Origin of the sequence: Aeoliella sp. (genome assembly GCF_965227375.1) — a bacterium.
Lineage (GTDB): Bacteria > Planctomycetota > Planctomycetia > Pirellulales > Lacipirellulaceae > Aeoliella.
Map to the genome: position 1 here is coordinate 3,520,330 of NZ_CBDDFX010000002.1, position 19,393 is coordinate 3,539,722.

Here is a 19,393-nt window from a genome sequence, read left to right on the forward strand (position 1 = left end):
GAGACAGGCTAGAGACGTATGGACGACACAGACAAACTGCCGACGGACCTCCAGGAGGTCTTAATTCGTATGCTGTCGAACGAGGCGACAGGCAGCGAGGTTGCGAGCCTGGACAAGGCACTGAAGCACTCGCCAGAACTCCGCGCCCAGGCCGCCCAGTTCCTTTGCGATGAGTCTCTGCTGTCGGAGTTGTGTGTAACGCAACGCCAGGCCGACGACATACTCTTCCTCCGCAACTCGCCACGCAGACCGGCCGAAAACAACTCCTCGCCACAATCGCCGAGGCGGGCTACGTCAGCGAACTCCGTCCTGACTCGTATCAACCGACACGGGTTGGCCATTGGGGCGGTTGCGGCCCTGGTGATCGTGGCGTTTGCCGTCTATACCGCGGTGCTCAATCGCCAGCTTTCTCGCCTGCACGACTTGGCCGTCGTAACGACCGACTCGGCTCCCAGCAATGTGCAGAAGAGCAGAAGAAAAGGCGGCAGGAATTCCAAAGAGCCAGCAACCGAAGTTGTGGGACGGGTTGCAGGATTGGACGCGCCAGTGTGGAAGGAAGGGACCACTGGTCTGAGCTTTGGCGATCGTATAACCAAGGGCCAAACGATTGAACTCGAGAGCGGTGTCGTGGAGCTTCTGCTTTCCACAGGAGCCAAACTAACGGTCGAAGGCCCCGCCCGATTGGAAGCGCACTCGGCGCTCGAATCATTTCTGGAACGCGGCCGCCTTGCGGCCGCGGCCCCACGGGTCGCTCGAGGGTACACCGTCATTACACCGACCGCTGAACTAGTGGACATCGGCACGCAGTTTGGTGTCAAAGTAGAAGACACCGGCGACTCTGAGCTCCATGTTTTCGACGGCGATGTTGTGGCACGATCGCGGCTCTCGTCTAAGGGAGCCGGCACGCTGATTCATGCCAAGCAAGACGAAGCGATGCGGTTTGACTCCGTAAGCGCAGACCCCCAGCGGTTCACCGCTCGCGAGACCGACTTCGTTCGTCATGTGAACCAACTCTACGATCCTAGTGAACTACCCAACCTGCCGACCACCACTTCCCTCGCTCAGTGGTACACCGCCGACACCTGCAAAGCAGTAGCGGGCGGCAATCAAGTGGGTACTTGGAACGACTTGTTAGTGGGCGACAACGGCTTTGCCGATAACGCGTGGCAGTTTGACGAACTGCGGCGTCCCGAGCTTGTACAGGATGGCGCCGGCCGCGCCGCATTGAAGTTTGATGGCTGGTCTACCTGCATGGTTACCAGTCCCGTGGAAGGAAGCGATAAACAAACGGTTTTCGTGGTGCTTATGCCGGCTCCCATCGCCTATGACAATACCCAGTTGCTCTATATGTTCGGTATGGAACCCACGTTGGAGATTGCCGTACTGACCGATTTCACGGCGCGCGGCTGGGTATGGCCCGGCACGGGGAAGTCGGCTGCAGGCGAGATTCATACCACGCGTATCGACAACAGCAAGCCGGCTGTGCTGGTGTATCAGTATGACACTACCCAGAACGTATCGAAGTGCTGGTTGAATGGAGTGTTGCAGGGTCAGGGCACTGCTGCTACCGACATCAATCATGCGAGCCAACGGTTCATTGGTATCCACCGCGACATGCACGCCGCATTTTTCGGAAACCTGTACGAGATCGCCGTATTCAACGACACCTTTAGCGACGACCAACTAGACGAGTTCTGGGCGTACTTTTCGCAGCGATACGGCATTGAATTACCGTAGGGTCCGCGAAATGGGCAGGCCAGCGGTCGCCGCCGTGATCGAAGAATGACTTCCTTTTCCCCACAAATCTCAGCACATCGTTAGCCCCGACGCCCTCGCTGGATTACAATCGCTCTTACTGCTCCACCTTGCTCACCCTGTCCGCTGCGGGGTTGCCACCGTGCCTCACACCAAACGCGTCCTTTCTGACTCGGCTGGGTCTCTTAGGGGATTCACAATCGTCGAGATGCTTGTGACTACCGGCATCATGGGTGTGCTGCTCACGCTACTTCTACCCGCAGTTCAGGCGGCGAGAGAGGCCGCTCGACGTGTTGAATGTAAAAGTAACCTTAAGCAGCTCGCTATCGCTTGCCATAGCCATCACGACGTGCATGGTTTCTTTCCTAGCGGCGGCTGGGGATGGTACTGGACCGGCGATGCAGATCGTGGATTCGGGAAGGACCAGCCAGGCGGTTGGATTTACAATACGCTCCCCTACTTTGAGCAGTACAGTTTGTACGACACCGCCTCCGACGGAGACCCCACTCGGCTCTCTCGAAAGCAGCGGTTGGGGGCATCGAAGATCATTCAAACTCCCCTGTCCATCATCAACTGCCCTTCGCGTCGCGCGAATGCCGTTTACCCCATGACTGCCAATGACGGGGGGGCACTTGGTTTCTACAACTCACTAACACCCGATGTGGCTGGTCGAAGTGACTATGCCGTCAATTCGGGACATGTATTCAACGAGTGGCCGCTTCGAGCACTCGGAAGTGGACCTCGCAGTTATGAGGAGGCCCGAACTTGGTCGACCAATAGCTATTGGGGAGTCGACCAGGCGCCGTTTGATCGCACGCTACCCGATCAAGTGGTGATGACCGGGATCTCGTATGAACGAAGTACCGTTTCGGTTCGTCAGGTGAACGCTGGATTGACCCACACCTACCTAATCGGGGAACGGTATATCCCAGTCACGCACTACGAGACGGGATTGCATAACGGAGATAACGAAACATGGTGTACCGGCTTCAATAACGATAACTATCGTAAGACTGGACGGCTTGTCGATGGGCGGATCGCCGAGTGTTTGCCGGTGCCCGATACTACAGAGAACGTCGTCGACGCCGCCGGCCGCTTCGGCTCGGCTCACTCCGGCACTTGGAACGTTGCCTTCTGCGACGGCAGCGTCCATCAAGTGTCGTACGACATCGACTGGCGAATCCACCGCGATGCCGGCGATCGACGAACTGACTAAGCACAACTCAACAGCTAGTTTGCGATCGAGCCTCAATTCGGAAGTTTGGCGCAGCGTGGCGTCCCGAACTAGACGGTGCGTGCTAGTCCTATTCACGTTTCAGGTCGGGCATCACCGCAATTTGCGTTAGCGATACACTGACATGTTCGGCGGCATATTCATGACTACTTATCCACAAGATTTATCGGTGCTATGCAACCGACGGCAAATAGAGCAATGCGGAACGGCGGGCAGGGTTGCCCGCTGCTCGTTTTGGGAAGGTGCGTTCAGCCCCTGAACGACGAGTCACTTGCGGAGCCCGAAGTCGCCAGAAGCTCATGGGACCCCTCGAAGATAGCTCGTATCCGCGGAACTACAAATCACTCGAAAAAGCAGGCTGATGCAGTTTGACGTCGTACTGACTCTCAAGACGATTCCGAATCCAGAAGATCCCCGCCAGCAATATCAACATCCAGAATGCGGAAGCTTCGGGTACAACCTGACTTGCGGTTGTCGTACTCTGTAGTGCGATCGTCTGCCCTCCGTGGTCCTTCCAGATTCGATAGTCGGTTTCGTCTACAATTCCATCTCCATTCCCATCGGCTGCTTGGCCGATACCAGTAGCCCCCAGTGTATTGCGCCACACGGTGTAGTCCGCCAAGTTCACCACCCCATCGCCATTGAAGTCAGGTCTGTCGGGCAATGTGTCGTAGATGACGCGCAAAGTCCTAGGATCGGAATCCGCCTGAAGCAGTAGCTGAAAGGCCAAGTCGCGTATTCCGCCGCCAGTGTCGAAGATGTTCCCAAGCCGAATCACCTGATCGTCCGCGAGTGTATAGCCGCCAGACTGAAGTAGCTCGGCCAATTGAACGGGCGACGGATTTGACTCTCGCCAGCCACCATCGTCGATACCCGATCCATCGAGATCATCGAGGCTTTGCCACTCATCCGGAAGCAGCGAACCACTGTCGGACAGCAATTGGTAGCCTTCGAATGCGACGTTGCTACCCGATTGGTTTCGGAGCTGGACTTCGCCGGTCGTCGGGTTCACCAACACAAACAGCTCTCTAGTTTCTGGGATTGTTGGCAGGGCAGTAAGTCTGAAGATTTCTCCGGTCTGCGAAACGCTGCCCGCAGGACCTCCATCGCCGATCTTGACTAGGTACACATTGCCAGCGTTGTCTTCGCCGAACGAGACAATGTTGGTGACTGAGCCCGCATTGACTTGACTCTGGAGATCCGCGGAAATCTCGCTAACACCCGTCAGATTCATTCCATCAAATGAAGTTGAAGGGGTGTCTCGATCAAATTCTGCCATCCAGATTCTGCCGCTGAACGAATCGGCGAAGAAATAGCTATCTTGCAGGCTCTGAACTGGGCCGCGATAGACGTAGCCACCAGCAATCGAGACGCCAATTGCATGGTCGTACTCAAAGATCGGATCAACCGAGTTTCCGATTGGCCCTCCCATTTCGGGTGAACTGCCGCCAGGTACCTCGATAGTGCCTTCACGATTGGACCAGCCAAAATCCAAACCTGCTTGCCCGTCTTTGACGAAATCAATCTCCTCTCTGGTCAACCAGCCCACGTCGCCAATGTACATGTCGCCAGTCGCCCGGTCGAAACTTGCTCGCCACGGGTTGCGGAGTCCAGAGTGAAACACCTCGCCTAGCGCTTCAGTCGAATCGACGTGTGGATTGTCGTCAGGTATACCGAAGTTCTTGGTTGCATCGTCGGGGTAAGCATCGATGCCGGTTCCGACTTCGATACGCAGCACCTTTCCGTAGTTCGTGCCAAGGTCTTGCGAAACGTTCACGTAGTTGGCACTTCCTTCGGGGAATCCACCTTCGCCAGTAGTGATGTAGAGGTGGTTCACGGCAGAGCCGGTGGCGCCAGGTTTGAATCCAATCCAACCAATGGAGTGCCGTCCTGGCCGGGTGGCCAAAGTGGGATAGCTGAGAATGGGATTGGGCGACATTGTCACACTGCCGTTTTGGTCGGTGAACTCATCCACTCGGCTGTTGCCGAGACTGTCTACCCAACTGACGTAGAACTTTCCGTTACTTTGAAAATCGGGATGAAACGTCATGGTATGTAGACCGCCGTCGTCAAACCCTGCCTTGGCGTCAAGGTTATCGATTTCAATGATCGACTCTCGAACTCCCGTCGTGAGATCGAACGTCGAAATGCGTCCCTTGGTCGAATTCCCCAGCCGTTGCTCAACGACGTAGAGGATGTCTGTGTCGCCAGGCGCTTGGGTGACATACACAGGATGGTCGAGCCCTGTTGCAACACGTTCAATACCAAAATCTAGTCCTGCAGACGGGCGAACAATGCCCCACAGGATGACGCCTAGAAGTGTGACAATCTCAATTGACCTACGAGGACGCATTGATTTCGATTCCGTTTGTGTAGACGACAGAATTCACGAACCGACAACAGCCCTTGGATGCGCAACCTGCCACCTCAACGTGGCAAGATCCTGCGCAGAATTTCAAGTGCGCCACCGCGGAAACAAACCAATCACAGCAGTCAGAATGGCGCCCACTGTCGCCGTGGCCGGTTCCGGTACCTGATCGACACTATTTGCAGTGAGCATCCCGCCGCTCGAAACGCTAAAATGATATTTCCACACTTGATAGTCCGCTGCGTCTACAATTCCGTCCCCATTTCCATCTGCAGTCTGGCCGATACCCGTGCTGCCAAGCATATTGCGCCATACCGTGTAGTCCGCCAGATTGACAAAGCCATCGCCATTGAAATCGGGGCTCTCCGGTAATGTTTCGTAGATGACGCGCAAAGTTGTAGGTTCGGAATCCCTTTGGAGCAGCAACTGAATGGTCAGGTCACGATTCCCGCCGTCCGTGTCAAAGATGCTTCCGAGTCGAATGATCTGCTCGTCAGCGAGCAGATAGTCGCCAGACTGAAGTAGCTCGGCCAATTGAATGGTCGATGGATTCGACTCCCGCCAGCCACCATCTTCGCTGCCCGGTCCGTCGAGATCATCGAGGCTTTGCCACTCATTCGGCAGCAGCGAACCACTGTCGGACTGCAGCATGTAGCCCTCGAACGCTACGTCGATACCTGACTGATTGCGTAGTTGCGCTGTACCCGTTTCTGGGTCTACTAGAAGGAAGATATCTGCAATTCCCTCAATGTGGTTTCCAGAAGCTACAGTGCTAAGTGTGAACTGAAACTGATTAGCTGGATCAGTCCTCCATTGGTCCAGATGAGGGGAGTAGGTTTTGACTTGAACCGTCTGGCCATCGGGCAGAAATTCAAGCAGTCGAATCCAGCCATCGCCTCCGTTGGCATCAGCTTGTGCATTGAACAACATCTGATGCACAGACTGACCCGCCGAACCAGTGCTCTCCAGGTAACCGAGCTGCCCTCCGATGATCACATGGCCATTGAAGGTCATTTCGAAGTTGTCATTAACACCGACCAACTCTCGCCAAAGTTCCTCACCATCGTTCGTATCGTTCGCAGGGGCGCTGTCGTCGGTATCGGCGGTGCCATAAACGTGTGGGTTGGCTCCCTGCCCTGATCCAGAGTGTGTGTTGCCCGGCTCATCGTTAGACGTATTTTGATTCGTCCAGTCGTATCGCGTGCTATCGCTATACAGGTAGGCATGAGTTAGAAGGACAGCCGTGTGGTCAGCATAGCGTTCGTCTGAGGCAACGGCATTCGCCCAGTCAACAACCTCCTGCCGAACGCCCCATTCAAGAGAAAAGACAAGCATTTTCCGGCCGTCGGGTGCGGCAAACTGGTAGGCAACGTTCTCGAGCGTCCGGTTTGCCTCGGGCTCTTCGGAGTCGGTTCCAAAACGCGATATGTCTTCGAACTGCTCCGCTATCCTGAGATCAGGGAATATGAGTCCTTCATCGCTTTCGTACAAGCTTTCGTCAAAGTAGTCGTTAAACAGCGTCTGTCGATTTCCCGCGCCGCCGCCCGGTCCATAGTCATGATTACCAGTTGCAAGTATGTAAGGGACATTCCCATCCATGTTTGCGATCGCGGGCTTGGCTCGTCCCCATTCGGTGGTGTCATTTCGGTTAGTAATGTCGCCCACATGCAAAGCCAATGAGATATCGTTGCCCTCGTCGGCAAGCCAGTTGGTAATCGTTGAGAAAATTCCGTTGTTCAGGGTCGTATAGTTTTGCGTATCTGGAATAATTGCCATCGTCCATGATCCAGGGACGGACGGAGCGGGCGGAATCGGCTCGGGGACTTCTGTCACCGCCCCTCCCACGACCGAAGAGGGTGTCGCAGAGCCATCGTACAAGGACTGAATATTCGCCGCGGATAACGCTCCATGGTGAATTGCAACGTCGTCGATGAACCCGTCCCAATTGCGCGATCCATCTCCGCTACGGTGATTTCCAATACTGAATCCACTCGAGGAAGGATTCATTCCGTATCCGGACGGCAGCATCGCACTGTCAAAGAGCTGACCATCGTGATAGAAGCTTACTTCACCCGCACTTTGATCGATCACGACTGCAGAATGGTGCCATTGCGAGTCATCAACTAACGGGCCGCTGTTGCTATCGTTTGAGATAGAAGGGGACTGTGTGAACCACTGCCCTCTTTTCTCGCCATCGGACGTATCGCTGCGGACTCCGTATGAAAGTGAATAAGATCCCACGGTTTCCCAGATGAAATTCCTGGTGTCCATTCCGTCGCCTGCGATATCCTCCAGTCGGTACCAGCCAGAAACGGTGATCGAGTCGCTCGTCGAGAATACAGGCGAAGTTGCAATCTCTACATAGTTGGCATCGGCGAGGGAGTCATCGATCTTCAGTCCGCTAGAACCAACACGGAACTCATCTGCACTACTGCTGATCATAGTTCCCGCTCCCATGGCAACCCCATCGAATGATGGGGAATTCACGGAGCTGGAATAGTCGCCTTCAAAATCCCACCAGGCCGTGAGGGATGTCTGAGCAACAACCGTGCCAGCGAACAGGCTCGCCGCTGCCATGTGCGTTAATAAATGCAAAGTTCGCAACCACGTCGCGAAGACGCCTTGATCGATAAGCATAACAGTGTCTTGTAATTGGCGTTGGAAATGATCAGAGGAGTTTAGGGCGAGTAAAACATGAGGTACCCCATGTCACGCCCGCGCGCAAAGAGATGCGATCGGCAACGGCGACCGCGTTCTCTAGCAAAGTGCGCGCGTTGTTCGTGTACGCACCTTTAGCCCGAATGCGATCAAAGGCTGGCAGATTCGTGGTGCCTAGCAGATCGATCACCGATCTGCGCAGTCTGCCAATACCGTTGGCTATCATATGGTCGACATTGAGCGCAACGGACCGACTTGTGGTGCCGGCGTCCACAGGGGTAAACAGAAACACCCTGGACAACAGATTCCGGTAGCACGACCAGATCACACCGGGAGACTCCTGCCTCCAAGCTAGAAATCGAATGCTCATTTGTTGATCACGCCCAGTTTGAAAAGGCCACATCGACTACGTGCCCGCATCGTCGAGGAGGCTTCATTTCCAGCACACTTCAAGGCATGAAGGATGGCGCAGGGCTGCCCACCTGCGCCGTCCCTCAACCATCGCAGCAAGGTCGTCAAATGGCCTGCTATGTAGCTTCACCGCTTCGAACGCTTTACGACGCCGAGGGCTACCAACGCTCCAAGTCCGATCAACCAACTACTCGGTTCCGGCACCACAGCTTGCCGCTGCAATAGGGACACCTGAGCGTCGGTGAGAACATGGTCGTAAAACGCCACCGCATCGATCTGACCTTCGAAGTTCCGACCCGTCCCAGCGCGATGGCCGCCGATCACTAGGCCTCCCACTGCTGTTCGTGTCGCCAAGTTGTCTTCCGTCTCGATCAATTGGCCATCGAGGTAGACTCTCATCAATCCCGTGTCTTCGTTGGTTCCTCCGTCGGCATCGAAGGTCACGATCACGTTCTGCCAAGTATTCAGAGCCATCGGTTCTTGGACAACCGATAGACTGGGATGCGTGAACACCTCCATGACATCTGTACCAGACACGTCTCGCAGGCCGATGGAGGCTGTCCAAGCGCCGTCTCCACTGGGCGTGTCGAAAGCGGAAGTCTCTAGTACGAAGTAGCGGTTGCTGCCTTCGATGCCTTCTTCTTCGTTCTCGAGGGCGGTCTTGTACCACGCCGTGTAACTGAAGTCCTGACCAGGCTGCAAGACGTCGCCACCAGTGTAAGCGTACTCTCCATTGGCACGCTCGAATGTCGCGGCGTTACCGAACCTCCCGCCCGTATCCCCAGCCGTGGAGCCGTTAACGGAAGTCAGGTCGTACGCGACGCCACCGACGTCAGCCGTGAAGTCATTGTCGAAGGAGTAGTAGGTTACCAATTCCGCATGTGTTGGGATACAGAACATGGCGATCACGCAAATGTAGATGCATCTCATGAGGTCGCTCTCTTTCTGAAGGATAGAAGTCAAACGATAGCTAAAGAAACTCTATGCAGACACTACAGACAGCTTCGCTCTATAGGCCTCGTTGCCTAGGTCGCATGATCTGGACGGCGAATAGCGCACCAATGCCAATGGCAAGAACAAACCCAGTTGCAGGCTCGGGCACATTTGCGCCTGCCACGGCCGCTATGCCGCCGTTGTAGCTAGTACCAAAGTTGTCCTTCCACACTTGATAATCAGCCGCCGAAACTACGCTTGCTCCGGTGCCGTTTTCATTGATAGCCGACGCTGGACTACCGAGGTTGTTGCGCCACACGGCATAGTCGGCGAGGTTGACGACACCGTCGCCGTTGAAGTCGCCAAAGTTGGCATCGGATGGAGTGAACTCATCGTAGACGACCGTTCCAACGAGTGGCACGCTTTCGCCTGCCATCAAGAAGCTGAAAACCAAGTCGCGATGGTCCGTAGCGAAGTCGTAGATCGATCCGAGCAGTTTGCCTGCCGAACTCACCGAAAGTGCACTATCTTCATTTAGCTCGGCGATGAAAGAAGTCGTCCCGGGCGATTCTCGCCATCCCCCGTCGTTGTTGCCAACGCCGTCGGCATCGTCGAGGCTAGTCCAGTTGCCTGGCACCAACGAGTCCATCGACGAGGTGATTTCGTATGCTTCGATGTCTACTTGGAAACCTGACGGGTTGCTGAGTTTGACGTCGCCGTCCGTGGGATCGACAGTAAGCACCAAGTCGTTGACATAGCTGGAATTGATATTCACGATACCTTGTCGCACCGCGCCATCGGATGTCATGTAGTCAAACACTAGGTCGGCTCCAGGAACCGGAGCTCTGAACTCGGGTGGAGCATCTGGTGCGTAGATCGCGCCGAGACTCACTCCGGTTTCATCAATCGAAGTCGATCCATCCTGGTTCAACTCGGCCAACTGATTGGCGGAGCCCGGCGTTTCGCGCCAGCCGCCGTCGTTGTTGCCAGGGCCATCGAGATCATCCAGGCTGCTCCATCCAGAGGGATTCAGACCGCCGCCCGCCGAACGAACACGGTAGCCCTCAATCGTTACGGGGAAGCCTGCAACTGGGCTCATTATGGTCGCTGTTCCACCATTGTCAGCGTCGATCGCAAGTACGAGTTGCGTATCGACAAATAGCTCTGCCGCCTCACGACCGCCACCAGCTTCCACTGTCCGGGTCTGCCAAAAGAGGCCATCTTGCAGAGTAACTCCTGTCGCCGAGATGTCCGTAAAGGACCCAGAAATCGAATTGGCCTCGATTAAAGTCCATGATCCGGAACTATCGGGAGTGAATCCAGAGAATGTGATTTCCAGAGTGCCACCGAGGCTCGCATTCTCCCCGACCTGGATTGGAGTCAATCCCCCGCTAGTGATCTCTTGCACTAGCGCCCCATTGAGCGACAAGATCTCTGCTTCAAATACACCACCGCTGGCAACATCCAGTACACCGCTCCCACCAAAACTCGCTGCGCCAGTGGTAAAAATCCCGGTGGGATTGGAGTTTGCATCTACGGTTTCGACAGCGTCGACTTGAATGTTGCCGCTGGACGAGACCGCGAGAGTTCCGTTGGACACATTCATGTAACCTTGCGTGGGTACCATGTTGGAAACAGTTGCCGTCCCGCCGTTGCCGATGATTGCGATCTCGTCGAACTGCCCTTCAGGCACAAAAGGGCCATTAATCGAGGGGTGGTCCCAGTTGGCGGCAATGTTGAAATCGCCGTCGAAGACTCCATTTCCTGGGTCGGAACCTACCCACTGGACTTCGACTTGGGCCGACGCCCGCGTCGCCCAGAGCACCAGCCCCAAGGCGGCCATCAAAGCGAGAGGCCTTCCAGTAAAGAATCGTCTCATGGTTATCTATGCTCGCTTGAATTGCTTGTTGAATGATCCGGGTCCATCAAGTACGTCGTTCGTTTCAGCGGCAACGTATGTTACGAAGTCCGAGCACAGCCAAGACGCCCCCCAACAGGACAACCGTCGATGGCTCCGGAACTGCAAAACCCGCAGCAGCTAGAACCGACGCAGGCGCGTTGTCCCTCCACTGACGGAAGTCGGCAAAGTTCACCACGCCATCGACGTTCAGATCACCATTTGTTCCGAGTGTGACTCCTTGCGAAAGGTTGTCGCTGATGTCGTAGAAGTCCTGAACGATGTAGGTAGAAGGATCGCGGGGTTCAGGAATGGCCAGCCCGCTCAAGCCCGTGTTGTAGATGCTGATGATCGATTCTGCGGGGAGAGCCGCATCCCAGAAAGCAATCTCATCCAACTTGCCGTCAAAACCGCGAGTGAGAGCGGTATTCCTTGCGTTACCGATGTTGATGGCTTCGCTGACTAGGCTCGTGGTCGATCCTTCCAGCGGCGAGTCGACCTCAGTTCCATCAATGTATGTGCGAATCGTAGTCACACCTCCAACGCTCTCGTATGTGTGAGCTACATGCTGCCATTGGCCAGCCGTATGAGCATCGGCGTAGAGGATCGATCCGAGGCCGTTCGTGAATGTCTGCGTATCGGCAAACCCGTCAACATCACTGTAGCTCCGGAGTCCGTACGAGATGTCGTAGTCGGTGCTTCCTTCATAGACGAAGAAGCGGCCAGTCGGACTGCTAGGCACAGTGTCTAGGTTGTACCAAGCGGAGACCGTGAAGTTGTCGCCGAGTTGATTGGTGCCGCCGCCACCGAATCCAAGATTTGTGGTCAGGACGTTCCCATCTGCTCCAGTGAACTCGACAGCATTGCCCACGATTCCACCAGCTACCCCTAAAGTGTGGCCTGATCCGGTTTCTGTAAGATCTGGACCACTAAGGCTGGGAGCATTCTGCGAATCTTCAAAGTCGTAGTAGGCCACCAAGTCGGCGGAGGCAGGGCTCACTGCGATAAGGAAGGCAAGGCCAGCAAGCAGGCAAGTCAGCGATTTCGACATTTTGATGTTCTCCAAGAGAGTTTGGGCAGATCGCACAACTTAGGGAAACAGTGGGTCAGGAATCCGTTGGGAAAAGCCCCAAGTGCCTCGCTGGCCTGCGACTTCCCCAGAATCACCCCGTTCCGCTAAACTGAAGGAGCATGTGTTCGAAAAGGAACAGTCTGCTGCTTAACAAAAAGTTAACAGCATGCACGTTTGGTGACTAACAATCACCTCGACGTCAGTTTACCGGCCCTCTAGCCCCCGTCAATGAAGTGTCAGAGAAATTAGTTGAATCTTCACAAACTTCTGCGAATCCCAGTTCGAGCGACCCCTCAGCCAACTCTGGCGGGAATCTGGTTGAACTGGCGCAGCGCATCCGCCAAAAGCGCATAGACCGCCGCATGACGATCGAGCAATTGGCAGCCGGGACTGGTCTTACTCGCAGTTGGCTGAGCAAAGTAGAGAACTTTCGCGTTACTCCATCGCTACCTGCGTTGTTTAAGATCGCTGCTAGCTTAGGCACCCCCCTCTCAGAGCTAGTTGAAGGGCTGGAAGATGGCCCAGAGCTTTGTATTGTGAGGAAAGGAGAGGGAAAGGAGTTTGATCGCGACCCCTCGCCGGACAACGACATCCGTTACGAGTCGCTTGCGCACCGCCGGCAGTCGCGCGCCATGGAGCCATTCCTGCTCACCATCCCGCCAAAGGGGGGGAGAGCTCAACTGCTGCCCCATGATGGTGAGGAGTTTCTAATGGTCATCTCTGGAGAGGCATCTTTCGATTACGGAGATGATAAGTTCGTAATGGGGGAAGGAGACTGCCTGTACTTCAACGGATCCACTCCGCACCGGGTCTACAATCTTAGTGACTGCGTCGCCGAGGTACTTTGCGTTTTCTTTGTCTCCAACTAGGAGAAGGCACGGAAACTTCACCGAAAGTTAACTTCACTTTTGTTGACTTTAAGTCACCCTCCTGTATCCTGATGGCGTAGTGCTTCTGCGAGGAGCACGCGGTACGGTTAGCATCCCGCACCGCCGAGCGGCATTAATTAGTTGCAGGGAGACGGATACATGCGCGCGTCCATGGAATCTAAGGCTCGGGGTGGTTTTACTTTGGTCGAGTTGCTTGTAGTGATCGCCATTATTGGAATTCTGGTTGCCTTGTTGCTGCCGGCGGTCCAGGCGGCACGAGAAGCGGCCCGCCGGATGAGTTGCGGCAATAACCTGAAGCAGTTGGGGCTAGCTTCGCTCAATCATCATGACACGCATGGGCACTTTCCCCTGGGCGCTGCGGCGAACGAAGGCTCGATGTGGTCATACTATACGCTCCCATTCCTCGAAGAGGGAGTGTCGTATCAAGCGGCAACCATTCAAGAGCATTCAGGATTGAACTATCAATGGGGAAACCCTGGTGGGTCTTATAGCGACGTCAGCCAGCTGCCTGAGAATATTCGCCGCAACACGCAATTGCAGGAGATCGTCTATCCAGTGATGCGGTGTCCCTCGGCAGCGCTCCCCGAACACCAGTTGGATGTCGCCATGGATAGCTTCTACGTCATGCGACGAGTGCCAGCATCCTATCTGGGAAACGCCACTGGATTGGTATCCAACGGATACAAGTCGGCGTGCCCCGCGAAGGTGATCTCTACTTCAAACGGTAAGATTCAAACCGAGAATACACGTTTTGGTGACCTCGACGGGGTGCTGTATTCGTGGAGTCGCACAAAAATAAGACAGATCACTGATGGAACTTCTAACACGATGTTGATTGGCGAAGCCCTACACGATTCCGATGCTCAAGAGCGTCTCGGTCCTACGAAAGAGCCGGACGAGGGAGACCACAAAGACCATTGGGCGATCGGTAGCGACGACATCGATATATCTCGGGCTGGTGCGCATGGGCTCGATGTCTCGGAGTGCTTGGGTTCGCTTGCCGTGCCGATCAACTACCAAGACCAGTTCCCCAACAACTCGGCCTGTGAGTCCCCTGGATCGCCTGGAAGCTCAGACTGTCAGCGCGTTCAGCTCGCGTTTGGCAGTGTGCACTCGGGCGGTTTTCAGATGGTTCGCTGCGATGGCTCAGTCGCTTTTATTGAAGAGAACGTCGACGCCGACGTGCGTAGCGCTCTGGGAACTCGCGCCAGCCAGACTGCTGCGGATTCGTGCGTTCAACTCGGCCCACGCTAACTGTTAGTCGCACAGAATTGCTCGAATCCTAGCAATGGATGTATTGAGAATGGGTCTATCACGGTTTGATCGGCGCAAATTCATGGTCGCTGGTACTGCTGGCATATCCGCGCTGGCAATCGACAAGGCCGCCGGCCAGGAAGAGTCTCGCGCGCATGCCGAAATCAGGGCATGTGTGCTGGAATATCCAGATCGCTGGACGGAGAATTCGACGGGGCTCTCACAACTGTTGACCACATCTGGTGCTAACGCAGCTGAGTTGCAACTCGACCGTTCGCCCCTTGAGCAGCAACCTCGTCCACAACTAATCGGCTTTGGTTCGTTCACGAATAATGACAAGGCCTACAAAGACTATGTTCGTCGCTATGCGACAGAGCTTCAAGAATTCGTGGCGGCCGGTGGCGTCGTTCTGGAGATGACGCAGTCGGACCAGTTCGGCAATACGGTTCACTACCTTCCAGCCGGTATGCAGGCGAAACGTGGTGATCGCGACCTTTCTTCGGTGATAGCCCTGGATCCCAGACACCCGTTAGTTGCCGATTGGTGGCCCGATGGGACATCGCAACTGGGTAGCGACTTCTTTCACCGGAGGAATCCGAATTGGGAGAGCTTTGACACGTGGGACGGGTTGCAAGTGGTGTTGGCCTCGGAAGTCGACGGCCACAGTCCTTGCCTCCTGGAAGGCGCGCACGGCGATGGCAGGTTTCTGATATGCAGTCTGTGGCTAGACAAGTGCTATCGCCCAGACGGTTCGTCCACCTATGGCAACGCAGCCGTCGACGCCAGTAATAAGTTCTTCACCGCTGTGGTGAACTACGTTCGCATGGTGACTTCCGGTGCCGCACCGTCCGTCGTTGCGACGCCAATGCCCCCTGCGTTGCCGACTGGACCGATGGTTGGCCATGTCGATGCAGAAATGGCGCGAATCTGGTTTCGCCCAAGCGAAGATCAAAGAAGGGTCCCAGCGTGGCGATGCACCGTTATATCGGGCGAAGGTGAAGAAGTCACCGCCACCAAAACGCCTGATGCAGACCACGACTTCACGCTGCTGTTCGACATCGAAGGCCTGGAGCCCGCCAAGCAATATACCTACGAGATTACACCAAGCACTGCGGAAGAGGCGGCGCTGAGAAGTTTCGGACCCTACAAATTCAGCACTGATACGCTAGACGGGACGCCCAGTAGAGTGGTGCTTGGTCTCGGGTCATGCGCACCTTCCGATCCGAATTACGTTTGGAGTCGCATCGTCGACGAAGGGTGCGAAGGATTCGTCTTCCTGGGCGATACTCCCTATGTTGATTCCGGCGACTTGAAGGTAGCCCGCGAGAAGCACCGCCGGTTTTTGTCGCAGCCTGAGATTGCCAAGATGATTGCCAATATGCCGTGCTGGGGCACGTGGGACGACCACGATTTCGGCCGCAATGACGGGCACGGGGACTTCCCCGGCAAGCACGTTTGCCGCACAGCGTTTACTGAGTATCGAGCCAACCTCGAATTTGGGCATCGAGCCGACGGACAGCTTCAGACAGACCCGTTTGGAGATGGCCGCGGAATTTATACATCGTTCCGAAGAGGACCCCTGGAGGTATTTCTCATTGATCCTCGGTGGTTCAGTCGTACTGAAGCGAGTTGGGCCGATGACCAACATCCAACATGCATCGGCAAAGTGCAGTGGAACTGGTTAAAACAAGGTCTGAAGAATAGCACGGCGACTTTCAAAGCCTTGACTACGGGGATGATCTGGGACGACAAGACCAACTCCGAGATGGACGACTGGCACACCTATCGTTACGAACGCGAGGCGATCTTCGACTTTATTCGCCAAGAGGCCATTCCTGGATGCTTTTTGATTGGCGGCGATATCCACGTCTCTCGCGCATTGAATTATGGACCGCGAGTAGGTTACGACCTATGGCAGTTTATTATTAGCCCGCTACACGATCGGATCATACCTGCCCTGGACGTTCCGCATCCGAACCTTGTACATCACGCCCTTGAGCCGCATGTGTTCCTTCGTCTTGAAGTCGAAGACCATGCTACCCCAGCCACGCTAAAGGCCGAGTGGATAAACCGCGATGGTAAGAGGATCTTCGCGGTGAATCTCGACAGTACACAATTGACGCCAAATACCTAGTCGTGATGTGGCTGCTCGCCACGCCAACGCCTAATAACAAACCTAGCGAACGGTTGCCCTGCAAGGGTGGCCACTTATCTCTCGCCACAGCCAAGTTGTAGTAGTTCATGAGTTCGCCAGTAGCATCTGTTGTCGCATCGCGCCTATTAAATGATCTTTCACTCAGACGCACAGAGTTCGGAGATGATGCTTGCGACAGTTTGCGCGCAAAACTGCTGCACCTCGGCGCGGTTCACCCCTTGCTTGTAAGAGACCCAGCGGCAACCGCAGCATCCAGCATTGATGAAGAGCTGGTCGACGTTCTTTCGAATGGTACTCGATGTGCCGTATTGGATGTAACTTCACCCTTGTCACCCGCAGATGTGGACGAGTATGGGCGGGTCTGCAGTGAGGGAGATTTCGATTGCGTTGTCGCAGTTGGCGGCGGCGCAACGCTGGACGCAGCCAAGCTTATCGCACTTCGCGCATCGAATGACATGCCGACGCTGTCCCTGTTGGATGGAAGTTGTGATCCCAATTCGATTCCCATCATCGCCATTCCGACGACGGCAGGCTCCGGAAGCGAGGCCACGCACTTTGCTGTGCTGTTTGTGGGGGAGGTAAAGCACTCTATCAGTCACCCTACTTTGCGACCTTCTGTTTCGATCATCGACCCTTCGCTAATCGTGTCAGTGCCACAGAGGGTGGCCGTGGCTGCTGGGCTGGATGTGCTTTGCCAGTCCATTGAATCACTTTGGTCGCGACGCGCGGATCGAAAGTCGCTGACTTATGCATCAGAGGCACTGCGACTGGTTGTTCCGAATCTTCGTCCGGCGGTGATGGATGCCGATTCCGACGCACAGGCGGCACTTTGTCTTGCCTCTCACTTAGCGGGGCAGGCGATCAATCGCAGCTTCACCACCATTTGCCACGCTCTTTCTTACCTCATCACGGCTCGGTATGGCGTACCACATGGATTGGCGGCGGCCTCAACATTGCCGGCGTCTCTCTTGTTCAACTGCGACCGCCGGCTTCCAGCCAATTCGCCCTCAACGAGAGCCGGCGACATGGACCGATGCCTCCAGGAATTAAAGAGCTGCTTTAATCGCGACAGCATCGAGGCCATCACGCGCGACATTGTACTACTGATTCGCTCCATTGGTGGAGCAGCGAGCGTCTTTGAGCTAGGGTTGCCGACAGACTATCAACCGGTTGAGCACGCGGAGAAGTTCAATCCCGAGCGACTACGCAACAACCCTCGTCGCGCCACTCCGGATGACATTGTTGGCATTCTGCGACAGACATTTGATCACGACGGCTGCGCGAAAGCCTAGCACTAATTCGCCTAGGGCTCCCCGAAATAGTAGCTTGTAGTTTCTCTGGTGGTGCATCGCTAACTGACTCACTTACTGCGTTAGATCCCGAGGATGGACCAGCCGCCGTTCCGGCCCGGTCGGCCTGAACTGAATTAGGTCAGAAAGACCTCCGCATTTGCAGAATCATTTTGACGACGCCAACGCCCCGGCCTTTGCGATCCTAACACGCCGGTCCCGAAGTGCCCCAGGTGGGCGTGTCATCTGCGCGTAACGGCAGCTGCTGAGGTCGAAATCACCGCAGCAGATTTGGCGGATTCAGAACTGAGCGAAGGTGGACCAGCTTCAGCGACTTGGGTCCTTCCACTAAGTGCAGAGATGTCCCATCGGTGAGGACACCGCCCGCAGTTGCGCCCATTCCCACTGCCGAGACTAAAGGCCCCGCTGACGATTCCGCAACTCCACGCGGTGTACATCACCTCAGCGCCGATGGGCCTTGTCGAACAATTCCCTCAAACCAAGCGTTTTATGGGTAGGAATGGATTCTATTTCTTATCTGAAGGAGCGTTGTCATGGGGAAGAAGCGGAAGACTGCTTACAAGGTCACGAATTGGCGTGAGTACAACGAGTCGTTAGTGCGGCGGACTGATATCACTTTGTGGTTCGGCGAGGACGCGCTAGCGACCTGGGAGCATGCTAACGAGGAGGTAAAGCGAGGGCGCCCTTTTACTTACAGTGACACCGCGATTGAGTGCTTGCTGATGCTCCGTGAGTTGTTTCGCTTGCCCTATCGCCAGACCGAAGGTCTGGGGCGGGCGCTGGTGCAACTGATGGACGTGGATGTTCCGATTCCCAGTTTCACGCTGCTAGCGTAACTCCGTGAACTCCAGCTTTTCGCACCTTCGTTGGAGGGAGAGGACGCCAGGCAATGATTCTGGTCGGCGAGCAGGCCGTAGCGGTCCGTCCGGCTCATTCTGCGGGCTCACGCCAGCCCATACCCAATTCGGATCCTTCCAAGGGATTATGGAGTGACGCAGCGATAGCTTCCATCGCGGGTTGCTCACTTCCGACGAAGCCGATGTCCCTGATGGGGTGCTACGGAGCTACTCACAGCCTCAGCACACAGTTTCCAGGACATCATTAAGCGGCCTTGGTCCGCGTCACTCGTCGACTCTGGATAGTGGCGTTAAGGCCGGGCCCTGCAGAATCTCCCCTTCCGGACCAAATCGCGAACCGTGGCACGGACAGTCCCACGAGTTTTCTGCGTTGTTCCATTGCACGAAGCACCCCAGGTGTGTGCAGACAGGCGAGCGGAGATGAAGCTGGCCATTTCCGTCTCGGTACGCAGCGACCTTCTTGCCATCGTGTTCACAGATTCCACCCTCGTCGTTACCGAGCCGACCCGTGTCGGGTGCCGCAAGGGCACTCAGCCTGTCACCAACGAAGTGCTTAGCGGCATCTAGATTCTCTCTTATCAAGTTCTTTGCAGCTCGAA

General features: G+C 55.5%; 14 protein-coding genes. 8 read left to right on the forward strand and 6 right to left on the reverse strand.

Annotated elements, in window-relative coordinates; translation table 11 throughout:
* The first annotated feature begins 18 nt into the window (after positions 1 to 18).
* Positions 19 to 1,737 (forward strand): hypothetical protein, encoded by a 1,719-nt coding sequence (locus ACQK2L_RS26900; protein ID WP_425400139.1) that lies wholly within the window; start codon positions 19 to 21, stop codon positions 1,735 to 1,737.
* A gap of 226 nt (positions 1,738 to 1,963) precedes the next feature.
* Positions 1,964 to 2,971, forward strand: coding sequence for a DUF1559 domain-containing protein (locus ACQK2L_RS26905; RefSeq protein ID WP_425400140.1), 1,008 nt, complete (start codon positions 1,964 to 1,966; stop codon positions 2,969 to 2,971).
* 352 nt (positions 2,972 to 3,323) lie between these two features.
* On the opposite strand, the gene ACQK2L_RS26910 is transcribed toward ACQK2L_RS26905, so the two are convergent.
* The 5 genes from ACQK2L_RS26910 to ACQK2L_RS26930 all read right to left on the reverse strand — a co-directional run bounded on the left by ACQK2L_RS26910 (position 3,324) and on the right by ACQK2L_RS26930 (position 12,307).
* Positions 3,324 to 5,342, reverse strand: a complete 2,019-nt coding sequence (locus tag ACQK2L_RS26910; protein ID WP_425400141.1) for a PQQ-dependent sugar dehydrogenase — start codon at positions 5,340 to 5,342, stop codon at positions 3,324 to 3,326.
* Positions 5,343 to 5,444: 102 nt separating this feature from the next.
* A complete protein-coding gene (locus ACQK2L_RS26915; protein WP_425400142.1) occupies positions 5,445 to 7,994 on the reverse strand; it encodes a LamG-like jellyroll fold domain-containing protein in 2,550 nt (849 codons plus the stop codon).
* A 558-nt stretch (positions 7,995 to 8,552) separates the two neighbouring features.
* Positions 8,553 to 9,356 carry a LamG-like jellyroll fold domain-containing protein gene (locus ACQK2L_RS26920; RefSeq protein ID WP_425400143.1) on the reverse strand — a complete coding sequence of 268 codons (804 nt, stop codon included), beginning with the start codon at positions 9,354 to 9,356 and terminating at the stop codon, positions 8,553 to 8,555.
* Positions 9,357 to 9,435: 79 nt separating this feature from the next.
* Positions 9,436 to 11,238, reverse strand: a complete 1,803-nt coding sequence (locus ACQK2L_RS26925; protein WP_425400144.1) for a hypothetical protein — start codon at positions 11,236 to 11,238, stop codon at positions 9,436 to 9,438.
* 64 nt (positions 11,239 to 11,302) lie between these two features.
* Positions 11,303 to 12,307, reverse strand: a complete 1,005-nt coding sequence (locus ACQK2L_RS26930; RefSeq protein WP_425400145.1) for a LamG-like jellyroll fold domain-containing protein — start codon at positions 12,305 to 12,307, stop codon at positions 11,303 to 11,305.
* 254 nt (positions 12,308 to 12,561) lie between these two features.
* Here ACQK2L_RS26930 and ACQK2L_RS26935 point away from each other — a divergent pair, with 254 nt between their 5' ends.
* The 5 genes from ACQK2L_RS26935 (at position 12,562) to ACQK2L_RS26955 (ending at position 18,773) form a co-directional block, all read left to right on the forward strand.
* Positions 12,562 to 13,197, forward strand: a complete 636-nt coding sequence (locus ACQK2L_RS26935) for a helix-turn-helix domain-containing protein (RefSeq protein ID WP_425400146.1) — start codon at positions 12,562 to 12,564, stop codon at positions 13,195 to 13,197.
* Positions 13,198 to 13,356: 159 nt separating this feature from the next.
* On the forward strand, positions 13,357 to 14,472 hold the full coding sequence (locus ACQK2L_RS26940) for a DUF1559 domain-containing protein (RefSeq protein WP_425400147.1): 1,116 nt from the start codon (positions 13,357 to 13,359) through the stop codon (positions 14,470 to 14,472).
* Between the two features lie 34 nt (positions 14,473 to 14,506).
* On the forward strand, positions 14,507 to 16,606 hold the full coding sequence (locus ACQK2L_RS26945; RefSeq protein ID WP_425400148.1) for an alkaline phosphatase D family protein: 2,100 nt from the start codon (positions 14,507 to 14,509) through the stop codon (positions 16,604 to 16,606).
* 107 nt (positions 16,607 to 16,713) lie between these two features.
* On the forward strand, positions 16,714 to 17,919 hold the full coding sequence (locus tag ACQK2L_RS26950; RefSeq protein WP_425400149.1) for an iron-containing alcohol dehydrogenase: 1,206 nt from the start codon (positions 16,714 to 16,716) through the stop codon (positions 17,917 to 17,919).
* A 551-nt stretch (positions 17,920 to 18,470) separates the two neighbouring features.
* Positions 18,471 to 18,773: a transposase gene (locus ACQK2L_RS26955; protein ID WP_425400150.1), complete on the forward strand. Its 303-nt coding sequence runs from the start codon at positions 18,471 to 18,473 to the stop codon at positions 18,771 to 18,773.
* Between the two features lie 285 nt (positions 18,774 to 19,058).
* On the opposite strand, the gene ACQK2L_RS26960 is transcribed toward ACQK2L_RS26955, so the two are convergent.
* Positions 19,059 to 19,274, reverse strand: coding sequence for a Rieske 2Fe-2S domain-containing protein (locus ACQK2L_RS26960; protein ID WP_425401130.1), 216 nt, complete (start codon positions 19,272 to 19,274; stop codon positions 19,059 to 19,061).
* On the opposite strand from ACQK2L_RS26960, the gene ACQK2L_RS26965 reads away from it, so the two are divergent.
* The gene (locus tag ACQK2L_RS26965; protein WP_425401142.1) at positions 19,215 to 19,361 is read left to right on the forward strand and encodes a hypothetical protein; all 147 of its coding nucleotides are present in this window, start codon (positions 19,215 to 19,217) and stop codon (positions 19,359 to 19,361) included. The two genes, ACQK2L_RS26960 and ACQK2L_RS26965, sit on opposite strands and share 60 nt — an antisense overlap.
* The last annotated feature ends 32 nt before the right edge of the window (positions 19,362 to 19,393 follow it).